Annotated in this window: 6 protein-coding genes; 5 read left to right on the top strand and 1 reads right to left on the bottom strand. The window is 71.8% G+C overall.

The annotated features are described in order from the left end of the window. The first annotated feature begins 17 nt into the window (after positions 1-17). From ACFYY1_RS41550 to ACFYY1_RS41560, 3 genes are all read left to right on the top strand, one after another. The gene (locus ACFYY1_RS41550) at positions 18-770 is read left to right on the top strand and encodes an ABC transporter ATP-binding protein (protein WP_388595159.1); all 753 of its coding nucleotides are present in this window, start codon (positions 18-20) and stop codon (positions 768-770) included. Next, positions 767-3,115, top strand: a complete 2,349-nt coding sequence (locus ACFYY1_RS41555) for an ABC transporter permease (RefSeq protein WP_388595160.1) — start codon at positions 767-769, stop codon at positions 3,113-3,115. The genes ACFYY1_RS41550 and ACFYY1_RS41555 overlap by 4 nt, the downstream gene beginning before the upstream one ends. A gap of 624 nt (positions 3,116-3,739) precedes the next feature. Further along, on the top strand, positions 3,740-5,389 hold the full coding sequence (locus tag ACFYY1_RS41560; RefSeq protein ID WP_388595161.1) for an immunity 49 family protein: 1,650 nt from the start codon (positions 3,740-3,742) through the stop codon (positions 5,387-5,389). 2 nt (positions 5,390-5,391) lie between these two features. Here ACFYY1_RS41560 and ACFYY1_RS41565 read toward each other — a convergent pair whose 3' ends face one another. Continuing rightward, a complete protein-coding gene (locus ACFYY1_RS41565) occupies positions 5,392-5,772 on the bottom strand; it encodes a hypothetical protein (RefSeq protein ID WP_388595162.1) in 381 nt (126 codons plus the stop codon). 250 nt (positions 5,773-6,022) lie between these two features. Between ACFYY1_RS41565 and ACFYY1_RS41570 the strand changes: the two genes are divergently transcribed. Both ACFYY1_RS41570 and ACFYY1_RS41575 read left to right on the top strand, forming a co-directional pair. Continuing rightward, entirely contained in the window at positions 6,023-6,925 is a 903-nt protein-coding gene (locus ACFYY1_RS41570; RefSeq protein WP_388595164.1) for a hypothetical protein, read from the top strand. Positions 6,926-7,364: 439 nt separating this feature from the next. Next, the gene (locus ACFYY1_RS41575) at positions 7,365-8,456 is read left to right on the top strand and encodes a hypothetical protein (RefSeq protein WP_388595166.1); all 1,092 of its coding nucleotides are present in this window, start codon (positions 7,365-7,367) and stop codon (positions 8,454-8,456) included. The last annotated feature ends 90 nt before the right edge of the window (positions 8,457-8,546 follow it).

The following is an 8,546-nucleotide window of genomic DNA, read 5'->3' on the forward strand; positions in this document are numbered from 1 at the left end:
TACCGAAGGAGCCTTCCATGACCATGCCGCTGATCGAACTGCGCGAGGTGAACCGCCGCTACGACGACGGCCCGCCTGCTCTGCACGGGGTGTCGCTGACTGTGCAGCCCGGCGAGGCCGTCGCGATCCTGGGCCCGTCCGGCAGCGGCAAGTCCACACTGCTCAATCTGATCGCGGGCCTGGACCGGCCCGATACGGGGACCGTCACTGTGGATGGCGTGCGGGTGGACCGGTTGAGCGAGGCCGGATCGGCGCTCTACCGGCGGTCCAGGATCGGGATGGTCTTCCAGTTCTTCAATCTGCTCGACGATCTGACCGTCACCGACAACGTCGTCCTGCCCGCGCGCCTGGCGGGTATGGCGCGGGGCAAGGCGGACGGCCGGGCGGCGGAACTCCTTCAGCTGCTGGGCATCGACCTGCACGCCCGCGCCTACCCGGGGCGGCTGTCGGGCGGCGAGCGGCAGCGCGTCGCAGTGGCCCGCGCGCTGATGAACCGGCCGGCGCTGCTCCTGGCCGACGAGCCGACCGGGGCCCTGGACACAGCCGCCGGAGAGGACGTCAGCAGGCTGCTCACCGACCTCAACTCCGAGGGCCAGACCGTCGTCGTGGTCACCCACGACCTGTCTCTGGCCCGGTCCTGCACGAACCGTACGGTCCGGATCGCCGACGGCCGGATCACCGAGGACATCCGGTTCCGGGCCGCCGCCACAGAAGCCACCACTGCGGAAGCCGCCACCGCGGAAGCCACCTCCTCGGAGGCCGTCCGATGAGCGTGCTCGGCAAGGTGGTGCGCTCGGGGGTGGGGCGACGCCGGGTGCAGACGCTGGCGATCGGGCTCGCCACGATGATGGCGGTGGCCGCCTCCGTCCTCGGCGGCTCGCTGCTCGTGGTTTCCGGCGCGCCGTTCGACAACGCCTTCACCGAGCGGCACGGGGCGCATCTGTCCGTGCAGTTCGACGCGGGCAAGGTGGGTGCCGGGCAGCTGTCGGAGTCCGGGCATGCCGAAGAGGTGAGCAGTGCGGCCGGGCCGTTCCGCACGGCGACGGTCACCCCGCGGTCGGACGAGGCGAGCCCGGGGTGGCCGATGACCGTGGTCGGGCGGGGCGACCCCGGCCGGGACGTGGACGAGGTGGTGCTGCTCGAAGGGCGGTGGCCCACGCGCTCCGGCGAGATCGCGCTGTCCGCCGACTCCTCGCTCATCCCGACGATGGGCAGGAGGTTCGCTTTCTCCCAGCCGTCCGGCGGTCCGACGCTGACGGTGGTCGGTGTGGCCCGCTCGGTCACACGAACCGCTGACGCCTGGGTGGTTCCGGCCCAGATGCCGGCGCTCACCGCGCCCGGCAGCGGCGGCTATCAGATGCTCTACCGCTTCACCGACGCGGACACCGCCGCGCAGATCACCGCGGGCGGAACGGCCGTGACGCGATCCCTGCCGCATCGAGCGGTCATCGGCGAACAGTCCTGGCTCACGGTCCAGAAGAGTGCCGCGCGCGACACCGCCCTCTACGTCCCGTTCCTCATCGCGTTCGGTGTCCTGGGTCTGGTCATGTCGGTGCTCATCGTCGGCAACGTCGTCGCGGCGGCCGTGGGCACGGGAACGCGCCGCATCGGCGTCCTCAAGGCCGTCGGCTTCACGCCTGCCCAGGTCGTGCGGGCCTACGTGGGCCAGGCGTTGATCCCGGCGGCTGTCGGCACGGCCCTCGGTGTCCTCGCCGGCCACCTGCTCGCCGTGCCCGTACTGGCCGAGACCGAGGAGGCCTACGGCACGTCGTCCCTGACCGTCGCCCCCTGGGTCGACCTGGTGGTGATCGCCGGGGCGCTCGGCCTGGTGTCGACGACGGCGTGGGCGAGTGCCCGGCGGGCCGGCCGGCTGCGTACGGTCGATGCGCTCGCTGTCGGGCGCACCGCTTCGGCGGGGCGCGGCCGGTGGGCGGCCCGCCTGGCCGGACGGCTGCTGTTGCCGCAGCCGGTCGCCCTGGGCCTGGCCCGGCCCTTCGCGCGGCCCGCCCGTGCGCTGGCCATGGGCACGGCGATCCTGTTCGGCGCCATCGCCGTCACGTTCACCGTGGGGATGGGTGCCTCGCTCGGCCAGGTGATGAAGGCCAAGGCCCACGACGCCGCCGATGTCGTCGTGCCCGCGCCGCTGCCGGACTTCGGCCCCCAAGGCCCTGATGCCGGGAAGCGGCCCAAGGCCGATCCCGCTGCAGTCGCCGCGGCCATCCGGGCCGCGGCCGGAACCGGGAAGTACTACAGCGCCGCGACGGTGCGGGCGACCGTGTCCGGCCTGACCGGCACCGTCGACGTGATCGCCTTGACCGGCGACGCTTCCTGGGGCGGCTACACGATGGTCTCGGGCCGCTGGCTCGACAGGCCCGGCGAGGCCGTGGTCCCGACCCCATTTCTGGCCGCCACCGGCACCCGAATCGGCGATTCCGTCACGCTGAGCGGCCTGGCCGAGCCGGTCACGGTCCGGATCGTCGGTGAGGTCCTCGACCCCCGTAACGACGGCATGCAGGTCTTCACCGACGCCTCGAACCTCGCGGCCGCGCATCCCGATCTGACGGAGACGAGCCATCACATCGCGGTCACGTCAGGCACCGACGTGACCGGCTACGTCGACGCGCTGAACAGGGACCTGGAACCGCTGGGAGCCACCGCCAGAACCGGCGGGCTCCGCGCCGGCGGCGACATGGTCGTCACGCTCAACACGCTGTCCGCGATCCTCACGCTCATGCTCGTCGCCATCGCCGCGCTCGGCGTCCTGAACGGCGTGCTGCTCGATACCCGCGAGCGCGTCCGGGAGATCGGTGTCCACAAGGCGCTCGGCATGACCCCCTGGCAGACCATCGCCATGGTCATCACCTCGGTCGTCGTGACCGGACTGGTCGCGGGCGCTCTGGGCGTGCCGCTCGGCGTGGTCCTGCACGGCTGGGTCATCCCCGCGATGGGCGACAGCGCGGGACTCCGCTTCCCCGCGTCCGTCATCGCCGTCTACCACGCGGCCGAACTGCTCCCGCTCGCACTCGGCGGCCTGCTCATCGCCGCCCTGGGTGCGCTCCTGCCCGCCGGCTGGGCCGCCAGGGCCCGAACCGCCACGGCCCTGCGCACCGAGTAGGAGGGCGGGTCCGGAACTCGTACCGGCCGATCTGCACCGCACGGAGCGGCGCAGATCGGCCGGCTGCCGGGTGTGGCCGGGCGTACGGCCCGAACAAGCGGCGCTGCTGGTCATCGACATGCGGGACGACTTCGTGCGGCCCCCGCCGAGGTACGGCCCCCTGGGTCATCCTCCCCGCCCGGCATCGCCCCGCACACCCCGTGCTGGCGCGGCCGTCGGCCTCCCCCTGGCCGGAACCCCAAGCCCGGACTTGCCGGACCGGCCGTTCAGACCGAGCCGTACTCGGCTGTCGATGGGAGCCGCCCTGATCGTGGCCGCGCCGCGGTCCGCGGCGTCGTCCAGGACCACGCCGTCGTCGGGACGGTCCGCAGCACCGCCGCCGCACCCGCCACAAGCCCCTCGGCGCGACCCGGCCCGGCGCGACCCGGCCCTGCTGGAGCCCCCGTGCCCGGCAGCCGCTGTCTGTCAGAGCCCGTGCTTAGGCTGTCCGCAGGGAATCGATCAGGGAGCAGGACAGTGCGGATAGAGCGTCACCAGGTAAGCAGGGCCGCTGTTTCGGCAGCGCGCGAGGACTTCACCAACCGGATCGGGGGTCAAGTGCGGTCAATGTCGCGGGCCGGCCGGATGGCCACCTACGAATGGCAGTCAATCGCCGACGAGTTCCTCGACTACCTGGGTGCCCTCTCCGTGGAGATACCCGACCTCGACACTCCGGAAGCCAAGGCTGCCCTCAAGGACGCCTCCGAAGCCGCTGCCGGCGCCGTCGCCTACGCCGCATACCACCCGCACTGCAGCTTCCAGGTGTTCCTGGATTACGTGAACTTCGGCATGAGCTACGAGCCGGGCGAGGACGCCCCTGAGGAGAACGTGACGCCCGGGGAGTGGATCGACGCGTTGTGCCTGTCGGTCCTCAGGGACAAAGCACAGTGGCACGGCGAGGCCTTCCACTTCGCCCGGCAGAAGTTCGCCGGGCAGGCACAGGGAACGCCCGTCGGCGAGCTGGCCACCGGATTGACGGCCGTGGTTCTGGACGACACCGGCGACGACGAGGAGTACCCGCCGAGCGCACAGGCCAAGATCGCCGCCATCGACGCGGCCCTGGACCGCATCCGTACCCGCGCCGGGCAGACCGGTGAACCCCTCCTGGACCGGCCGGACAGCGTGGCGCTGCGCTCGCTGCGCGCCCTGGCCGCAGAGGACCGGGAGGCCTTCGATGCCGCGCTGGCCGACCTCCTGGCCGGGCACGCCACCCTGCACGGCCCCTCGGCCTCCCCGAGTTCCCTCCTCCCGCTTGTCCCCATCGCCCTCGCCGCGCTCGCCTACCGGACACTGGGCTGGGTTCCCGCTGCCCGCACCGATTACCTCCCGCACGCTCTGATCACCGGCTTCGAGGCCCGAGGCCCGCGGGTCGCGGGGTTCGGCCGGAACCGGCGCCCGGACGCGGTCGCCGCGCTCACCGCGGGCCCGTTGGTGGTGGAGCGGCCGGTCTGTGAGCGGACGATGACCCAGCAGGTGGAGGTCCTGTACGAGAAGCACGTCCAGGAGGCGTTCGCCCCCGGCGACGGAGAACCCCTCGCGGTCTGGCGGCTCAGCAGCGTCATGCGCGACCAGGACCGACTCTTCAAGTGGCGCGCGGCGGGCTCCGGCCAGGTGACGGACGCCCAGCTCGCGAACCTCAAGCTGGCCTCCCGGGCGGGAGCGGCCCTGTTCCGCCTCGCCCTCGCGGAGCCGGGCACCGAGGCCGAGGTGACCGTCGACGGCCGCGCCCTGCGCTACCGGGCCGAGCGCGGCGAGAAGGCCGGCGGCGGCAACTGGCAGTTGGCCACTGCTTTCGCCCTCATCACGGGTGAACGCGAGGACCTCGCCCCGCTGGTCCTGACCGGTCCTGCCTTCGCGCAACCGGACGGCTCCGCCTTCTCCGCGTACCGGGAGGCCCTCCACGCCTACCTGAAGGGTGCCGATCCCGAACCGGCCGCGCAGCAGGCGTTGCAGCAGGCCGAGAAGGCCAAGGACTGGGGCTTCGCCATGCCACCGGCCGTGTTGTTGTCGCAGCTCGTGGAGGGCGACGAGGAGAGCTTCAACCTGGCTCTGGCCGACGCGCTCGAAGCCCACCGGGACTACTACCAGGTCGCCGACCGCGCCGACGATCCGGACGCCTACGTCAACCTCGATATCCTCGCCCTGGCCTGCCACGCTCGCCGTCGCGGCTGGGACATCCGCGTCGAATCCCCCTATCTTCCGCAGAACCTCCTCCGGGCCGCGGAACCCTTCTAGGGTCACGTCCGCAGGTCTGCGGCAGAGGAGGTCGTGTGCTGAGCCCCGGCCGGCACCGGGCCCGGCTCCGTTCGCCTGGCTGCGCGCACGCCATGTTTCGCCCCGATTCCAGGCAGCCCGCAGCCCTCGTGATGGATGCTCAGGGAGCCGGTCGGCCGCAGGCCCGGGGCTGTCCCGTGAACGGCCATGGTCCGGGTGCCGGTTCCGGGGCCGGTTCCAGGGAAGCCGAGCATGACCGGGGCGTCGGGGTGCGTTCGGAAGCTCCGCCCGACCGCCTTGGCGAGATCGTCGACCGCCATGCAGACGGTACTCAGCTGGACCAGCAGGGCCTTGCCCTGGACGCCCATGGCCTCCTCCACCGCGGGAAGCCGACGGGCGGCCACGGAACGCGCACTTCTCGGCCTCCGCGATGGGTAGGATCACGCCGCACGCTGGGCGGGCGGTTCGAGCCGCGCCGCGCACTGCGCAGACCGAACATCGGGGGTACGCGGCATGAGTACGAACAGCAGTGGTCACTGGGGTCCGGCGGGCGGCCCCGGCCCCGGCCCCGGCCCCGGTGGACAGCCAGGCCCAGGTCCCGGCCATCATCCCTACCCCGGGGCCGGACACCCCCCGTACCCCGGCGGTCCCGGCGTGGGGCCCTACCCGCCGCAGCCGACGCCCGTACCCCCGCAGGGGTACCCGGGGTACCCGGGGCATCCGCAGAACTGGGGCCCGTACCCGCCGCAGCCGCACGGCGGTGGCCCGCAGCCGCCGTTCCCGCGCCCTCCCCGGCCGCCGCTGACGCGCAGACAGCGGATCCTCAAGTGCTTCTACAACCCGTTCTACGCCGCCCAGCGGGCCTTCCGCCCCTCGCGCCCGGATGCCGTCGAGGACCTGACGGTGCGCAAGATCCAGATGTGGCGGACGGGGCTCGGCATCGCCGCCTGGTTCGTGCTGGTCATGTCGTACAAGCCGGTCGACACCGCAAAGGGCGTCGAGACCGTCGCGAGCGACAAGTTCAGCCAGAGCTGGACCAGCACACTCGTCCTCGTGTGCGCCTTCCCCTTCGTGATCGCCCTGTTCACGTTCGCCGCGCAGGGTGCGCTGCGCGGGCTCTACCTGCGTCGGTCCCTGAGGTCCTTCGGGACGGTGGCGGCGCTGATGGGGTCCATGGCAACGTTCCCCCTCGCCGTCGCGCCCGACCCGGAGACCACCGGCTTCCGTGACGCCATCGGAACCCCCGGCATGGTCGTCCTCATCACCCTCTGCGCGTGGTCGCTGGGCTTCGCCCTGTACGGAATCGTGCTCTGCCTCATGCACGTGTTCCGCACCGCCGACATCCACGAGGTCCTGCCGCCGATCCTCGCCACCTTGCTGGTGTGGGTGATGGCCGCCCTCGATGTGATCAACAACGAGAACGCCGAGGTTCCCGTCCTTGCCCGGATCGTGTTCCTGCTCGGCGCCCCGGTGTCGGTGACGGTGTTGTCGTCCTGGGAGCTGCACCGGCTACGGAAGTACTACAACCTGACCGTGCGGCAGGCCCTCGGTCGCTAAGGCGGTCGACCGCACGCGCATCGTCTTCCGTCGAGGCGGCATGGATCTCGTCGGCGGCCCGGTCGGGTTCGGCGTCGTCGCCGGGGACACCCCTGACACGGGGCGGGACGAGGCTCAGCCGGGCAGTGAGCTTCGCCAGTGCGGGTACCGACGTCAGAACACCGGTCGAGCACTGAACCAGCAGGGTCATCCGACCGACAGGTGCAACGCCAATCTCTCGCCCACACCCGCGCAGCCGAACAGCGCGGCGACATGACACTTCACCCACCGCCCCGTCAGGTCGTCGGCTTGATCATGCGATCATACGGGCGGCTTGCGACAGGCCGGTACGCAGTCAACTCATCGGACGGCCAAGCCATCGAGCCGTTGAGCAGTTGAGCAGTTGAGCGAGAATTGGGAGTGCGGTGTGAGCGGGTCTGGGGGGCAGGACGGGTCGTCCGTGTCCGACGAGGAGTGGGAACGGTTCCTCCATGAATCGGTGACGGGTGCGGCCGGGGCACCTGTGGAGCCGTCGGCGCGCGCCCGTGAGGTGGAGCGGCGGCTGCCGGAGCGCTCCGGGCAGCCGGAAGGCTGGCGTACGTACTCGCCCGCCCGGCCCCGGCGCAGGACAGGCTGGTACGTGACCGGGCTGGTCACGGTCCTGGCCCTCCTTGTCGTGGCGCTCTTCCCGCAGCAGGTGGTCGGCTGGTTCGGTGGCGACGACGGCGGGCAGGACGGGGCGCCGATGGCCGCCGAGTCGGAACGCCCGCGGGAGGCTCCCGATGCCGAGCGGGAGTTGCGCCCCACCCTCGCCGAACCCTTCCGGGGTTCCCCTGCTGCCCGCTGGGCCGACGGAGCGGCGGGGATCACGGTGCCACCGGCCAGGGCGACCGGTTGGATGGACGCCGCTCAGGTGGAGCGGGCACTGTGGCAGAGCAGGGACTTCCTGGCCGCCGCGGGGCTCAACTCCCGTGTACTGCGCGGCAAGCGGCCCACGAAGGCGATCGCGCTGCTGAACCCGCACCAGAAGGACGTCCAGGAGTATCTCCGTACCGCCCTGTCGTCGACGGCCCCCACTGGCGGAACCGACCCGCTGCTGTTGTTCAGCCGGTTCCGGCCCGAACAGACCCGGCTGGTCGGTGACGTGGTCAAGACACGCGGCCGTCTCACGTACCGGGAGGGGAAACAGGGGGCGGTCGAGGTGACGGCGGACGTCACCTTCGTGTACCCGGTCACCCCGGCGGGCGACAACGGGCGGGACGCCGAGATCGTCCGTACGATCGTGCGGCGCCAGGTGGTGATGAACTGGGACGACCCGGCCAAGGTCATCACCGAACCGGGCACGATGTCCCTCGTCTCGTACGCGCTCGACATGACCAACGGCGGCTGCTCCGCCCCGACCGGCTACTTCGTGCCGCCCTTCGGTACGGCCGACGAGCAGTCCGCCGACGGGGCCCGCCGGGTCGATCCGTACGACCGCAGCAAGCCCATCGACACGAGCAACGGCACGACGGCCACGGGCAACAGCTGCGCGACCGCCACCCGCTCCTAAGGGCTGTCCCGTAATCCCTGGTGGATCAGCGTGCGGCGTCGGACGCGGTGCATCGCAAGGCGGAGGGACGCCCGAATACTGGATGTATTC

Origin of the sequence: Streptomyces sp. NPDC001890 (assembly GCF_042891445.1) — a bacterium.
Lineage (GTDB): Bacteria > Actinomycetota > Actinomycetes > Streptomycetales > Streptomycetaceae > Streptomyces.